The following is a 12,579-nucleotide window of genomic DNA, read 5'->3' as shown; positions in this document are numbered from 1 at the left end:
TCAGGGTAGTGAGTGGGTGATTGATAGCAGAATCTTGTTAATTCCTTTATCAGAAGATTCTAATATATTGTTTGTAAACAAATTTTATTTGGTTTATTAAAGACTACAGCAATTGACTTGCCAATGAATATACGTAAAGATACCTGGTTTTTATAATCTATATTAATCTTTGTAATACTAGGTAAAAAAATTTTGAAAAAAAACCTTGAAAGGTTTAGGGTAGCTGCATCGTTTGAACTCCAGACGCATTGATCTTTATCAATTATCATTACTTAGCGTTAAGCTACACTAAGCCCGATTATCATTACAATTTTGATGGGAATGCATTCAACTACCGTGGATATTAGCCGCCGAAATTTGCTCCGAGGTCGTGTTCGTGATCTAGGCCAATTGCCATTACGTCCACCCTGGGCAGTTTTATCTTCATTTCACACACTTTGTTCTCGCTGTGGCGATTGTATTAAAAGCTGTGAAGAACATGTTATTGTGATGACTGATGGCGGATTTCCAGGTGTTAATTTTAAGCAGGGAGAATGCAGTTTCTGTGGTGATTGTGTTACCGTCTGCAAAACCGGGGCATTGAGTCGCGAAATTGACCCGCCATGGTCAATGGTTGCGCAAATCAATGATCGGTGCCTATCAACAAAGGGGATCACCTGTCGTAGTTGCGGCGATGTTTGTGATACCCGTGCTATCCGTTTCAAACTCAAGGTCGGCGGTCGTGCTGATCTTTCTATTGAAAATAATAAATGCACAGGCTGTGGTGCTTGTGTTTCCGTTTGTCCAGTTGATGCGGTAAGTGTGAGTCACATGCTTGAGCAGCAGCCCGAATCACCATTAGATCGGGATCAACAAGAGGAGATTGCATGAATATTTGCGGGATTCTGGTTCATGCGCATCCAGAAGGGTTTGCAGCCGTAGAGCAACGATTGCTTGCCATACCGGGTGTGGAAGTCCATGGAATTAGTGAAGAAGGACGTGCGGTGGTTACCTTGGAAGAGGATGATGAAGATCAAATGGCGGATTCCATGCTCGCTATACAGCGACTGGAAGGTGTGCTATCGGCATCAATGATTTACCATCAGCGTGAAGATGAAGAACCAACCAAAGAGGAAACTATGTCATGAAACAAACACGGCGGGATTTTATTAAAACCAATGCCATTGTAGCAACGGCCTCTGTCGCAGGGATAACCATTCCCGGTGCCAAAGAAGCACTTGCTGCGGAAAAGCAGGATGACGGCATTCGCTGGGATAAGGCGGCGTGTCGCTATTGCGGCACCGGTTGCAGTGTATTAATGGGCGTGAAAGACGGTAAAGTTGTTGCATCTCAGGGTGACCCTGATGCAGCGGTTAACCGTGGTCTTAACTGTATTAAAGGCTACTTCTTGCCGAAGATTCTTTACGGAAAAGATCGCCTGACCCAACCTTTGCTGCGTAAAACAGACGGCAAATACGATAAAAATGGTAAATTTGAACCGGTTTCCTGGGATGAAGCCTTCAAAACCATGGCAGAAAAATGGATTGCAGCCCGTAAAAAAGGCCCTAAAGGCGTGGGCATGTTCGGCTCTGGTCAATGGACCGTATGGGAAGGTTATGCCGCATCTAAATTGATGAAAGCCGGTTTCCGTTCCAACAGCTTAGAGCCTAATGCGCGTCATTGCATGGCTTCAGCGGTAGGCGCTTTCATGCGTGGTTTCGGCATTGATGAGCCTATGGGCTGTTATGACGATCTGGAACACGCCGATGTATTTGTGCTGTGGGGCGCGAATATGGCAGAAATGCACCCAATCCTGTGGTCACGTCTGACAGATACCCGTCTGACCAAACCCGGTTGTGAAGTGCATGTGATGTCAACTTATGAGCACCGCTCCTATGAATTGGCTGATAACGAAGTCACCTTCGTACCACAGACCGACTTAGCGATTGCCAACTATATTGCCAACTATATTGTTCAAAACAAGGCGTATAACCAGGAATTTATCGATAAGCACGTTAATTTCAAAAAGACCCCGACCGATATTGGTTATGGTCTGCGTCCAACGCATCCACTTGAAAAAGCGGCGAAGAACCCAGGTAAAGGCAAGCTGTCCGGCATCACTTTTGAAGAATATGCCAAGTCCTTAGAACCTTACACCCTGGAATACACCAGCAAGTTATCCGGTGTGCCTAAGGAAAATCTGGAACGTCTGGCCAAAGCCTATGCCGATCCTAAAAAGAAAGTCTCTTCCTTCTGGACTATGGGCTTTAATCAACATACCCGTGGCGTTTGGGTCAATGGCCTGGTTTACAATATCCACTTATTGATGGGTAAAATCTCTGAGCCTGGCAACAGCCCATTCTCACTGACCGGTCAACCTTCTGCCTGCGGTACTGCACGCGAAGTGGGTACCTTTACTCACCGCCTGCCAGCAGATTTAGTGGTTAAAAAAGAAGCACACTGTAAATTTGCTGAAAAAGTATGGAAACTGCCAGAAGGCACGATTCCTCGCGCCAATGATCCGAAAATGGGTAAAACCCTGATTCACGCTGTTGCCATGCACCGCGCCTTAAAAGATGGGGTCATGAATACCTTCTGGGTCATGTGTAATAACAACCTCCAGGCAGCCGCTAACTTCAATGACGAGTCTTATCCGGGTTGGCGTAATCCTGATAACTTTATTGCCGTCAGTGATCCCTATCCAACCATATCTGCGATGGGTGCCGATTTAGTGCTGCCCACCGCAATGTGGATTGAGAAAGAAGGTGCTTATGGTAATGCCGAGCGCCGTACCCAGTTCTGGCGTCAACAGGTTGCTGCACCAGGTGATTCCAAGTCCGATTTGTGGCAGTTGATGGAATTTGCCAAGTACGTCAAAGTCAAAGATGTCTGGCCAGAAGACCTGATTGCACAAAAGCCGGAATATGCCGATAAGACCTTATATGACATATTGTATACCAATGGTCAGATCGACAAGTTCCCAGCGGAACAAGTGACTGATGATCGGGGCAACAAGTATGATAATGACGAAGCCAAACACTTCGGTTTTTATCCACAAAAAGGCTTGTTTGAAGAATATCGCATGTTTAATACCGCAGACGATAAGCCTAAAAAAGGTCATGAAATGGCTGATTTTGATGCCTATCATAAAGCGCGTGGTATTCGCTGGCCAGTTATTGATGGTAAAGAAACCCTGTGGCGTTTCCGTGAAGGTTATGATCCTCATGTCGCCAAAGGTTCCGGCCTCCAGTTCTATGGCAAACCAGACGGCAAGGCTAATATCATTACCGCGCCTTATGAACCTGCAGCTGAGCCACCGGACGCTGAATACGATATGTGGCTGTGTACCGGTCGCGTATTAGAGCACTGGCATTCAGGTTCCATGACCCGTCGTGTACCTGAGTTGTATCGTGCCGTGCCTGATGCTTTGGTCTATATGCATCCTAAAGATGCCAAAAAACGCAGACTGCGTGATGGCTCCAAGGTCAAAGTAATTTCCCGTCGCGGTGAAATCACCACCCGCGTAGAGACCCGTGGTCGTAACCGTCCACCAGAGGGACTGGTGTTTGTGCCTTGGTTTGACGCTGGTCGTTTGATCAATAAGGTCACGCTTGACCAGACTGATCCGCTTTCTAAAGAAACGGATTACAAAAAGTGTGCGGTCAAGGTTGTGAAGGCGTAAAGATGGAAGAATACTGATATGCCTTCGCATATCAGTATTTTGTTGGTGATGGAACACTGGCCTTAGAGTAAATTGTCATGAGCGACCAAAACAGGAATAAAGTAAAAGGTGACTCACAGCAAACAACCCGCAGGCAGTTTCTGGTCGATAGTGCCAGAACCGCTTGCGGCGTTGGTCTGCTGGGACTTGGTATTGGCGTTTATTCGCAGCGTGCAGGTGCTCTGCCCGCAAATGCATTGCGTCCGCCAGGTGCTTTACCGGAAATGGACTTTCTCGCTGCCTGTACCCGTTGTGGTTTGTGCGTGCGTGATTGCCCCTATGACATGCTTCATCTGGCTAAGATGGGGGATGATCTGCCGATGGGCACGCCTTACTTTTACGCCCGTGAAGCCGGTTGTGAGATGTGTGAAGACATTCCTTGCATACCGGTCTGTCCCACTGGCGCGCTCAGCCATGAGCTGACTGATATTAATGAGGCTAGAATGGGTCTGGCGGTGGTTTCTGATGAAGAAACCTGCATTGCTTTTCTAGGTTTGCGCTGCGAGGTCTGTTTCAACATCTGTCCTATCCGAGGCAAGGCAATAACGCTGGAAAAACGGCATAACGAACGTTCTGGTAAACATGCCCTGTTTATTCCGGTGGTGCATTCTGATGCCTGTACTGGCTGTGGCAAATGTGAAGAGGTTTGTATTCTTGAAGAATCGGCAATTCGCGTGCTGCCCAACCCTCTGGTACAAGGTGAATTAGGTTCGCACTACCGTAAAGGCTGGGAAGAAAAATCCAAGGCTGGTCAAGCCCTGGTGACGCCGGATACCGAACACCGTTATAACCTGCCTGAAGGGGTGCGTTATGAGCATGATGGTGAAGGTCTGATTATAGATGATGCCGAATCGCCCGATCCTAATAGTGCGATTGATGCACTGAACCGTGGATTGGGAGAATAAGCATGATTAAGTCTGGCGAAATTGGGCGGGATGCTATTAAAGCCAAAGGCTGGCTGGGTGCACATAAGTGGTTGTTGCTAAGACGCTTCAGTCAGGTGGCAGTCATGCTGTTATTCCTGCTTGGGCCTTTAGCCGGTATCTGGATTATCAAAGGTAATCTGTCATCCAGCTTATTGTTTGATACTGTGCCCATGACGGAACCGATTCTATTTTTGCAAATACTGGCAACAGGTTTTGTGCCTGCGGTGGATGCCATTATCGGTTTTCTGATTGTTGTGCTGTTTTATCTGCTCGTTGGCGGCAGGGTTTATTGTTCGTGGGTTTGCCCCGTAAATCTGATTACCGATGCCGCTTTCTGGCTGAGAAGGTATTTAGGTATTCGTGGCGGTGCACGTTTTTCCAGAAATCTGCGTTACTGGATGCTGGCAATGGTGCTTATCCTGGCGGCAATGACCAACAGCATGGCTTACGAGATGTTTAATCCGGTGTCCATTTTACACCGGGGAATCATCTTTGGTGTCGGTCTGGCCTGGGCGGTAGTGATTGCTATTTTCCTGTTTGACCTGCTGATTGCCAAACGTGGCTGGTGTAGTCATCTCTGTCCTATGGGGGGCTTATACAGTTTATTAGGGCGGTTTAGTCCATTGCGGGTGCGCGCTGATAAGCGTGAAGCTTGTAATGATTGTATGGACTGCTTTGTTGTTTGTCCTGAGCCGCAAGTGATAAAACCTGCACTGAAAGGTGCGGGTAAGGGTATCGGGCCGGTGATTTCAGCGGCAGAATGCACTAATTGTGGTCGCTGTATTGATGTCTGCTCGGAAGACGTCTTCAAATTCGGTTTGCGTTTTGAAAACCAAATCAAAGTGAGTGTAGTTAAAGATAAGGCGCATTAGCGTCTGACATATTTAGCCTGGTGGAGGGCATCATGAAAAAAATGATTCAAGCATTAATGGTAGGCATCGTGGCATCAATGTTGTCTCTTACGGCAACTGCGGAAGTTCAATCCTTGCGAGGTGCTCATGATCTCAACAAAGGTGCTGAAATGTTCGATAAAAAGAAACAAGAGAAGATAAAAGGCGGGATTAAGCGTAGCTATAAGTTGCAACCTCCCATGATCCCACATGGCATTGAGAAAGAAAAAATCAGCTTGAAAAATAATAGCTGCATGAAATGCCATAGCCAAAAAAATCATAAAAAGGAAAAAGCGCCAGCAATTGGTGAAAGTCACTATTTAGATCGTGATGGCAAGAAGTTAGAAGCACCTTCAGCACGCCGTTATTTCTGTAGTCAGTGTCATGCACCACAAGTCAACGCACAACCTTTAGTTGAAAATAACTTTTAAGGAATAAATGCCTTACCTCCTTCTATCAGAAGGGGGTATTTTGCGCTATATGCTTCATAAATATAACAGTAAATTATAAGTTATTAATATATTAATAATTCATTTTAAGTTATAATATGAGGCTTTTTTTAAGGGTATAAGGGGCTAATTTTAGCTTCCTTAAATTTACATTCTGGCGTTACGAAAAAGCTTCATTTTTATTTTTTGAATAAGAGATAAAAAAACTGTTTTTTGCACCATGCTATATTGATTAGCCTGAAAAAACCTAAGGTTCAAACCAAAGTCAATTCGGATTGCGTCACATTAGTTACATTTATTAAAGTGGAATAGTTATGTTTAAGTTTATATCTGGTACACTCGTCACTGGTATTATATTAGGTATCATAATGTGGGGGGGGTTTAACTGGACCCTGGAACTCACTAATACTGAAGAATTCTGTATCTCTTGCCATGAAATGGAAAACAATGTTTATCAAGAGTTGCAAGAGACTATCCACTGGTCTAATCGTACCGGTGTGCGCGCAACCTGCCCTGACTGCCACGTACCAAAAGAATGGATACATAAAATTATTCGTAAAATCAAGGCTTCCAATGAGATTTGGCATAAACTCATGGGCACCATCGACACCCCAGAGAAATTTGAAGAATACCGCCTGACGATGGCTATGAGTGAATGGAAGCGGATGAAATCCACCAACTCTCGTGAATGCCGTAACTGTCATAACTTTGGTTCCATGAATCTGGATAAACAAGAAGAACGCAGTGCCGAACGTCATGATCCTCATGTATGGGAAGTGCAGGATGGTAAAGAACCCAGCATGACCTGCATCGACTGTCACAAAGGTATCGCGCACTCTCTGCCTCAAGGCTGGGAAGAAGCGGTTGATGCTGATCCTTTACTCAAAGTTGAAATGCCAGCAGAAGAATAATCATATGCTTTGAACAAAAGCGCCGCAGTATTACGAGAGTGTATTGCGGCGTTTTTTGTTGCTCTGATATTTATCCCCCCCCTTATGCGTTTTTCTACTTTAAATCAATTTTATAAGCTATTCCATTAGTAAACTGGGTTTGAATTCCCTCTTTACAAATTAATAAATCCCCTCCAAAATCTTTATACATTGAACAATAATATATGGTATTAAAAACTGTGACAGCATTAAGAAAACTATAACCTGGCTTAATGCAAAGGAATATACGGCTGTTTTTAGATCCTCTGCATCAGAATAGTTATTATCTTAAATCTGGCATCTGCTATCAATAATTTAGCGTGAGGTGGAGGCAGTTTTCAGTACATTTAGTGCTGAAAGAAACTTGCGCTGAACTCAAGAACCTACATCCAGAAAAAATGACAGTTTTTCTGGTGGCAGACAGTGTTTATCATTACAGGCTTGTAAAACCAATTCCAATGTGTGCGGTTTGATGTCTTGCACCCAGCTCACTTCAAACACAGCAGTATCTTGATATAAGCGTAACGGTTTCTGACTGAAACCTAAACGCGCTTCTACCGCAACCGGATACAATACATTTACCGGCAGTGTCTTATCTGGTTTTGTTTCCGAATGCAAAAAGATTTCAGTGGCTATCAAAGACTTTTGCAGCGGTTGATTGGCATTAATGTGCCAGCCTTGTTGCATGGTAATGCTCAAACGGGCTTTATTTTGTATGTCATCACCATTAAAATCACGTTGCAGGTGTATTTTAATGTTGCCTTGCGCCAGATAACGCAGCGCGGCACTGCTACCCCGCAGTAATTCCTGAGCAGCAACCAATAAATAACCAAAGCTGGCAGGCTGCGCTTGAATCTGACCGGCAAAAGCGGCTAAGTTATTTCTCGCGGTTTCCAGATAACGGGTTTCGCCACTACGCGCCGCCAATTGCACCAAAGCGCGTAAAGCGGTGGCATTGCCGGATGGTTCCGCGCCATCTTCCGGGCTTTTCGGGCGTATTATCAAGTGTTCATCGGCAATACTGAGAAAAAAACCACCCTGCTCTGAATCTTGAAACTGTTTTATCATGCTGTCGGCTAATTGCTGCGCGTGGTGTAGCCATTGCTTGTTGCCATCAGCGTCATACAGGGTGTTTAAGGCTTCAATCAGACCGGCGTAATCTTCCAGGTTGCCGGGGATGGAGTCCTGCCCATGCAGGGAAACCCGCCATAACTGCCCTGCTTCGCTGCGTGATAACAAAAATTGTGCGGCTTTTTGCGCGGCACTGAGATAATGCGGCACTTCCAATAACAACGCAGCTTTCGCCAGCACCATAATCATGCGTCCATTCCAGGCAGTGAGAATTTTTTCATCACGCAAGGGCTTAGGACGTTGTTGACGCACCTGATACAACGTTTCCCGAATGGCATCAATTTTTTTCAGCAAGACAGGCAAATCCTGCTGATGTTGTTTGGCGATTGTTGCCCAGTCTTGTTCAAGATATAAAATATTACGGCCTTCAAAGTTACCGTTTTTAGTCAGACCATAAACATCGATTGTCAGTTTTGCTAAATCAGCCGGTAAAGCAGCTTTTATCTGTGCAGGTGTCCACAAAAAAAATAAACCTTCTTCGGCTTCACTTTCAGGGGTTAAGCGACTGTCTGCATCGGTGGCGGAATAAAAGCCGCCATGACTATCGGTCATATCACGTAGCACATAATCCAGAATTTGCCGGACAGTGCGCGCATATAACTGATTCCCCGTCAAGCGATAAGCTAATAAGTAAACCTGCGCCAGTTGCGCCTGGTTATACAGCATTTTTTCAAAGTGCGGGGTGAGCCATTCCGGGTCTACAGTATAACGGTGAAAACCACCACCGATTTGATCATGAATCCCACCTTGCTGCATGGCATCCAGGGCTGTTTTTACAGCATCCAGCGCCAAAGCATTGTTTTCAGATTCTGCGGCTTTAAGCAGAAAAAATAACCAGGTCTCATGTGGGAATTTCTGACTTTGTCCAAAGCCACCCTGAAAGTTATCCTGACGCTGCAAAATTTCACGCATGGCGGCGGGAAAGACCTGCTCACCTAATGCCTGCGCACTGTGTTCCGCCCCCATGTACTGCGCAACCCGTGCACTGATTTGTTCTGCCTGCGCCAGCAATTGAGGTTGTTGTTCTAGCCAGAGTTTTTGAATTTGTTGCAAAATTGCTAAAAAGCGTTGAGGTGGAAAATAGGTACCGTTATAAAACGGCTTGCCATCGCTGGCGAGGAAACTGGACATGGGCCAGCCGCCGCTGCCATTGACGATTAACACCGCATTCATATAAATATCATCAATATCCGGGCGCTGCTCACGATCAACTTTGATGGCAATAAAATGTTGATTCAGAAAATGTGCAATCTCCAAATCCTCAAAACTTTCTTTTTCCATGACATGACACCAGTGGCAGGTGGCATAACCAATGGACAGAAAAATTGGTTTATTTTCTGCTTTAGCGCGTGCAAATGCCGCTTTCCCCCAGGGATACCAGTCTACCGGATTATGCGCATGCTGCTGGAGATAGGGCGAGTCTTCCAGCAATAAACGATTATTGAACTGGGCTTGACCACTTTCTTCCAGATGTTCCGTGCGGGGTTTATAGTCAGAACCCAGGACTTGCAGACGCTGCTGTAATTTTTGCTGCAAGGCATCTGGATAGGCAGTAGCGCCGGGGTGGGTGGCGGCTTGGGTAACTGTTTGGATATGGGGCATGGTAATGACCAGTAATGGGATTAAAAAAAGTTTCTTAAACATTTAATCGGTCTCCATAACTTGTTTTACCAGAGCGCCGCGCTAAAGGCAGCTCACGCCACCATCCATCGGCCCGTGTCGCACGGTCAAAGAACCCTCTATGTGAACTTATGCTCGGCGGTGTCGATAGTGACTTCTGGACTCAGTTTATATTCCTGAACTTGATCCTTAAATGGTGCAAAATGCCGCTCTTCGATTTCAACTTCCATGAGGCAATCCCCTTGCTCATTAAATTCTTCACTCAATACCTGCCCTAAGGCATGGAAGCGGGCGCGAATCCTGGCATGAGCCAGCGGAATACGAATCTGGTGGCGCGCACGATGCACCGCAACACATTCAATCAATGCCTGTTGCAGTAAATCAATGCCTTCGCCGGTAATCGCCGATAACCAGACCTTACGAATACGGCCTTCGTCATCGCGTTCCAGCGCGGCTTTGCCCTGTTCCAGATTGTCAATTTTGTTGTAGACCAGAATCTGAGGCACCTTGTCTGCGCCAATATCCAACAATACTTCGTTGACTTGTTCGATACGTAACAGTCGTTCCGGATCACTGGCATCCACCACATGTAATAAAACTTTGGCCTGTACAGTTTCATCCAGCGTTGCACGAAAAGCGGCGACCAAATCATGGGGTAGCTGCTGAATAAAACCTACCGTATCCGCCAGAATAATTGGGGCTTTGTTGGGTAAGTCCAAACGGCGTAAAGTGGGATCTAACGTGGCAAAAAGTTGGTCAGCGGCATACACGGTTGCTTCTGTCAGGCGATTGAATAAGGTGGATTTACCGGCGTTGGTGTAACCAACCAGAGAAATACCGGGTAGTTCCGCTTTTTGTCGGGAGCGCCTGCCCTGCTCGCGTTGTTTACGCACTTTTTCCAGGCGGCGGTGGATTTGCTTGATGCGATCACCAATCAAACGCCGATCAGTTTCTAACTGGGTTTCCCCTGGGCCGCGCAAACCTATGCCGCCTTTTTGCCGCTCCAGGTGAGTCCAGCCCCGAATCAGGCGGGTGGACAGGTGTTGCAGTTGCGCCAGCTCAACTTGTAACTTACCTTCAAAGGAACGCGCGCGTTGCGCAAAAATATCGAGAATGACTTCTGAGCGATCCAGTACACGACAATTGAGATCACGTTCCAGATTACGGGATTGAGCAGGCGAAAGGCTGTGATTAAATAAGATGACATCCACTTCGCCTTGAGCAACTGCGGCTTCAATTTCAAGACGTTTGCCACCGCCTACAAAATAAGCGGGATCGGGATGTCTGCGTTTTCCGGTCAGAATAATACTGGGAGTAACCCCGGCTGCGGCGACCAGTTCCGTAAATTCTTCAACATCAGGGCTATAGTCTTCGTTGTCAAAACGGATGGATACTAAAATGGCGCGTTCGCCTTGTTGCTTACCGCTATGGGGGCGTTCAAACAAATTGCTTGCTCCTGTATTTTTTAGTGTTGCAGGTTGAATACTTCATGGTGAATCGTCTGTTGATAAGGGACGGTATTAGATTACCACCCTCAATCCCCTCCTGGAAGGAGGGGAGGCTAAAAATTTATATTTATGGACTGCAAAAGCCTTAATTTGTTATATCAACAGAAAACATTATAAACAGGAATTGTAATGTTTTAAAAGGGATTAATGATTTGCATCAATTTCCTCATCATCTTGCAGATATTTTACATTACGCGCAGGTACGATAGTAGAAACAGCATGTTTGTATACCATTTGGCTGACGGCATTTTTTAATAAAATGACAAATTGATCAAATGATTCAATTTGTCCTTGTAATTTGATGCCATTAACCAGGTAGATGGATACGGGAACACGTTCTTTACGAAGCGCATTTAAAAATGGATCCTGCAAGGTTTGTCCTTTACTCATGGAGTTTCCCCTTATTAAAGTTATTTATTGTGATTTGTGATTGAGTTTAACTCAAATTATGTCAAGCAATTTTGCAACCATTGCAGTGCTTGTTCTGCATTTTTAAACCAATGTGCGTTTTGTTCTTTGCGCAGCCAGGTTAATTGCCGTTTAGCCAGTCTGCGTGTGGCGGTAGTCGCATCGGCAATCATTTCATCATAAGTCAATTGGCCTTCCAGATATAACCAGACTTGACGATAACCCACTGCGCGCATGGCTGGATATTGTAAATTCAGTTCTGTTTGTTGAAATAAGGCCCGTACTTCTTCAATCAAGCCCTGTTCTAACATTTGTTCAAAACGTTTGTGAATACGTGGGTGTAATACCGTTTGCTTATCCGGGGCCAACACCATTTTTATAACTGTCCATGGCAACGGTGGCGGTTGTGACGCTGCCACTAAAGCGCTCATGGGCTGCCCTGTCAGTTCATACACTTCCAATGCCCTTTGTATACGCTGCGGATCATTGGGATGTATTTTTTGCGCTGATTGTGGATCGCAAGCCTGCAATTTTTGATGCATGGCTATCCAACCACATTGTTCCGCTTCGCTCAGTAATGCTTCCCGTATTTTGGGATCAGCTTTTGGCAGTTTGGCTAAACCTTGTTGCAAAGCCCGGAAATACAAACCCGTCCCCCCCACCAATAAAGGGATTTTTCCCTGTGCGGTGATTTCGTGCATTGCTTGTAATGCATCTGCCCGAAATTCAGCCGCAGAATAACTTTCCAACGGGCTGCGAATATCCAATAAACGATGCGGTGCAGCGGTCAAGGTTTGTGCATCTGGTTTTGCTGTGCCAATATCCATACCGCGATACACCAGCGCAGAATCTACACTGATAATTTCACAGGAAAACTGTTGCACTAATGTGACTGCCAGATCTGTTTTACCAGAAGCGGTTGGCCCCATTAAAAAAATTGCAGGGGGGGATTGTTGGATGGTGGTTTCTGTATTCACAATCTATATTATTATATTCTAATATATCTTTTTTAATCCAG

At 45.6% G+C, this 12,579-nt stretch carries 11 protein-coding genes; 7 read left to right on the top strand and 4 right to left on the bottom strand.

Features of this window, described 5'->3' with window-relative positions; genetic code table 11:
- Window positions 1-315 precede the first annotated feature (315 nt).
- The 7 genes from napF (at window position 316) to QUF61_RS01765 (ending at window position 6,876) form a co-directional block, all read left to right on the top strand.
- Entirely contained in the window at window positions 316-870 is a 555-nt protein-coding gene (napF, locus tag QUF61_RS01795) for a ferredoxin-type protein NapF (RefSeq protein ID WP_320416056.1), read from the top strand.
- On the top strand, window positions 867-1,127 hold the full coding sequence (locus QUF61_RS01790) for a chaperone NapD (protein ID WP_103918734.1): 261 nt from the start codon (window positions 867-869) through the stop codon (window positions 1,125-1,127). Before napF ends, QUF61_RS01790 begins: the two co-directional genes overlap by 4 nt.
- Complete coding sequence (gene napA, locus QUF61_RS01785) at window positions 1,124-3,661, top strand: nitrate reductase catalytic subunit NapA (RefSeq protein WP_103918735.1); 2,538 nt, start codon at window positions 1,124-1,126, stop codon at window positions 3,659-3,661. Before QUF61_RS01790 ends, napA begins: the two co-directional genes overlap by 4 nt.
- A gap of 77 nt (window positions 3,662-3,738) precedes the next feature.
- Window positions 3,739-4,605: a ferredoxin-type protein NapG gene (gene napG / locus QUF61_RS01780; RefSeq protein WP_103918736.1), complete on the top strand. Its 867-nt coding sequence runs from the start codon at window positions 3,739-3,741 to the stop codon at window positions 4,603-4,605.
- Window positions 4,606-4,607: 2 nt separating this feature from the next.
- Entirely contained in the window at window positions 4,608-5,498 is an 891-nt protein-coding gene (gene napH / locus QUF61_RS01775) for a quinol dehydrogenase ferredoxin subunit NapH (protein ID WP_103918737.1), read from the top strand.
- Between the two features lie 32 nt (window positions 5,499-5,530).
- Window positions 5,531-5,947, top strand: a complete 417-nt coding sequence (locus tag QUF61_RS01770) for a nitrate reductase cytochrome c-type subunit (RefSeq protein WP_103918738.1) — start codon at window positions 5,531-5,533, stop codon at window positions 5,945-5,947.
- 332 nt (window positions 5,948-6,279) lie between these two features.
- Window positions 6,280-6,876 (top strand): NapC/NirT family cytochrome c, encoded by a 597-nt coding sequence (locus tag QUF61_RS01765; RefSeq protein ID WP_103918739.1) that lies wholly within the window; start codon window positions 6,280-6,282, stop codon window positions 6,874-6,876.
- A gap of 393 nt (window positions 6,877-7,269) precedes the next feature.
- On the opposite strand, the gene QUF61_RS01760 is transcribed toward QUF61_RS01765, so the two are convergent.
- The 4 genes from QUF61_RS01760 to miaA form a co-directional block, all read right to left on the bottom strand.
- On the bottom strand, window positions 7,270-9,669 hold the full coding sequence (locus QUF61_RS01760) for a thioredoxin domain-containing protein (protein ID WP_289680171.1): 2,400 nt from the start codon (window positions 9,667-9,669) through the stop codon (window positions 7,270-7,272).
- A gap of 95 nt (window positions 9,670-9,764) precedes the next feature.
- Entirely contained in the window at window positions 9,765-11,090 is a 1,326-nt protein-coding gene (gene hflX, locus QUF61_RS01755) for a ribosome rescue GTPase HflX (RefSeq protein ID WP_289680169.1), read from the bottom strand.
- 207 nt (window positions 11,091-11,297) lie between these two features.
- Window positions 11,298-11,543, bottom strand: a complete 246-nt coding sequence (gene hfq / locus QUF61_RS01750) for an RNA chaperone Hfq (RefSeq protein ID WP_103918742.1) — start codon at window positions 11,541-11,543, stop codon at window positions 11,298-11,300.
- A gap of 56 nt (window positions 11,544-11,599) precedes the next feature.
- The gene (miaA, locus tag QUF61_RS01745) at window positions 11,600-12,538 is read right to left on the bottom strand and encodes a tRNA (adenosine(37)-N6)-dimethylallyltransferase MiaA (RefSeq protein WP_289680168.1); all 939 of its coding nucleotides are present in this window, start codon (window positions 12,536-12,538) and stop codon (window positions 11,600-11,602) included.
- Window positions 12,539-12,579: the final 41 nt, after the last annotated feature.

This window comes from Candidatus Venteria ishoeyi (assembly GCF_030378065.1).
GTDB lineage: Bacteria > Pseudomonadota > Gammaproteobacteria > Beggiatoales > Beggiatoaceae > Venteria > Venteria ishoeyi.
The sequence above is the reverse complement of the archived record's forward strand: the minus strand, read 5'-3'. Positions and strand labels throughout refer to the sequence as shown.